This window comes from Candidatus Cloacimonadota bacterium (genome assembly GCA_012516855.1).
In the GTDB taxonomy this organism is placed as follows: Bacteria; Cloacimonadota; Cloacimonadia; order Cloacimonadales; family Cloacimonadaceae; genus Syntrophosphaera.
The window spans coordinates 1-1,845 of sequence record JAAYWB010000127.1 but is presented as its reverse complement, the minus strand read 5'-3'; the positions used below and the strand labels follow the sequence as shown (position 1 = coordinate 1,845).

The following is a 1,845-nucleotide window of genomic DNA, read 5'->3' as shown; positions in this document are numbered from 1 at the left end:
GTGGTGTTTCACGTGAAACGTCTGGCTCGATAGGTCCATGACCCGCCTCGTGGATCAGGTTCGCCTCGCTATCGGTTTCACGTGAAACATCACGTTGGTCTGCACCCAAATCACCCGGGTCGCCCGGACGGGCGCGGAGCGATATGGACAACGATCCGCCGCCGCCCACTCCCTTGTCAGACGCTTCCCGTGAAACGACGTGCTCATCAAGGTCAACGTGAGCAGAATTCGCGGCCCTCAAAAGAGTCACGGGGTCGTCATCGTGGGCTCCGTTGGCGAGTCTTTCACGTGAAACGTCAGGGCTAACGTCCGCGTGGTTGTCTGCATCGCCCGGTTTCGCCTCGGCCGATGTTTCACGTGAAACGTCAGCGCCGAGAGAATCGGGGTTGCCTGCACCGCCCAGGTTCATGTCAAGCGACACTCCACCTGGCACATCCTGCACATCATCGTGAGCTTCTCCCGCAGCCGCGTCACACGCGGCGGACGCCGTGTCACGCCGGACACCCGCTCCACTCGGGGATGTTTCACGTGAAACAACTGTCGGCCATCCGAGGTGGGGAGTGTCGCGAACTTCGCCCTCAGGCCAGCCCAAGCCCTGAGAGTAGTGAGCGGCGTTCATTCAGGCATCCAATCACAGCCGACACGAGTTGGGATCCAGCTCTCCACAGGTGAACCCGGGGCTATGGCCGGATATCCAGATCTGCCCTTCACGCAGAGACGCGGTGATCAACGGATCCGTCAAGACTCCGCTTCGGCATCAGACCTGGGACTGCTTCGGGGCGCCGCCGTGGCTAGCTGAGCCCGAGCTTCCCTTATGGGTGGCCCGCCGACGAGCAGGGCCCGATGCGGTCCCCGCCCGATGTGCTGCGGCACCGATGGTCACGGTCACCACCAAGGTGGCCGGGTCAACGATGTCGGCACCGTGGGCTGACAGGGTGACCTCCCCGACTCGACCCTTGCCAGCTCGTTGAAGGGCGGGCAGGTCTTCGCTGAGCTCTTGCTGCGCCCGCTCTCCTTTGAGCGCGATGAGTTGCCCGCCCCGGGGGAGGAGCGCCATGGCCCATCGACCTAACTTGCTCAGCCGGGCGACAGCCCTCGCGGTGACATAGTCCGCGTCGACGACACCACCGAGCGCCTCGGCGCGCGCCTCGTGCACGGTGACGTTGGTGAGACCCAGATCAGTGACCGCGCGCTCCAACCAGACGATGCGACGGTGGAGCGGTTCAATGAGATGGACGTCAAGGTCGGGACGCACCATCGCCAGCACGAGCCCCGGGAGTCCGGCCCCACTCCCGATGTCGGCCACGACAGTGCTCGAGGAGAACAGGGGTGCCACGACAGCGCAATTCAAGACATGTCGGTCCCAGAGTCGAGGCGCTTCACGTGGGCCGATCAACCCATGACTGATCCCGGTATCGGCCAGCATCGCGACATACGCCTCGGCAAGCCCTGCACGCTCCCCGAAAACCGTGCTCACGCTCGGTGGAGTCGGCGGGGTTGCCGGAGTCGGCGCACTCAATGACACCGGCAACGCCCCCGACAGCTCAGCGGCCAGAAGAAATCACGATGTGGCGGTGCGGCTCAACGCCTTCTGACTCCGACGTCAAACCCGCCGCCGTGACCTCGTCGTGCACGACTTTGCGTTCAAAAGCGCTCATGTTGGCCAGCGCCTTCGACTCGCCGCTCGCACGCACCTCGGCGATCGCAGCTTGAGCCAACTCCACGAGAGTCGCCCGACGCGCGGCCCGGTGACCGGCGACATCCAGCATCAAGCGACTCCGCTCACCCGTGGCCGTCTGCACCGCGAGTCGAGTGAGTTCCTGCAGCGCTTCAAGCACCCTGCCG

General features: G+C 64.5%; 2 protein-coding genes. Both read right to left on the bottom strand.

The features are described 5' to 3' along the window. Positions 1–757 precede the first annotated feature (757 nt). Positions 758–1,525, bottom strand: coding sequence for a 16S rRNA (guanine(527)-N(7))-methyltransferase RsmG (gene rsmG, locus GX466_09395; protein NLH94409.1), 768 nt, complete (start codon positions 1,523–1,525; stop codon positions 758–760). A 19-nt stretch (positions 1,526–1,544) separates the two neighbouring features. Further along, positions 1,545–1,845 (bottom strand): RNA-binding protein (locus GX466_09390; protein ID NLH94408.1); only part of this gene is annotated, 301 nt, incomplete at its 5' end.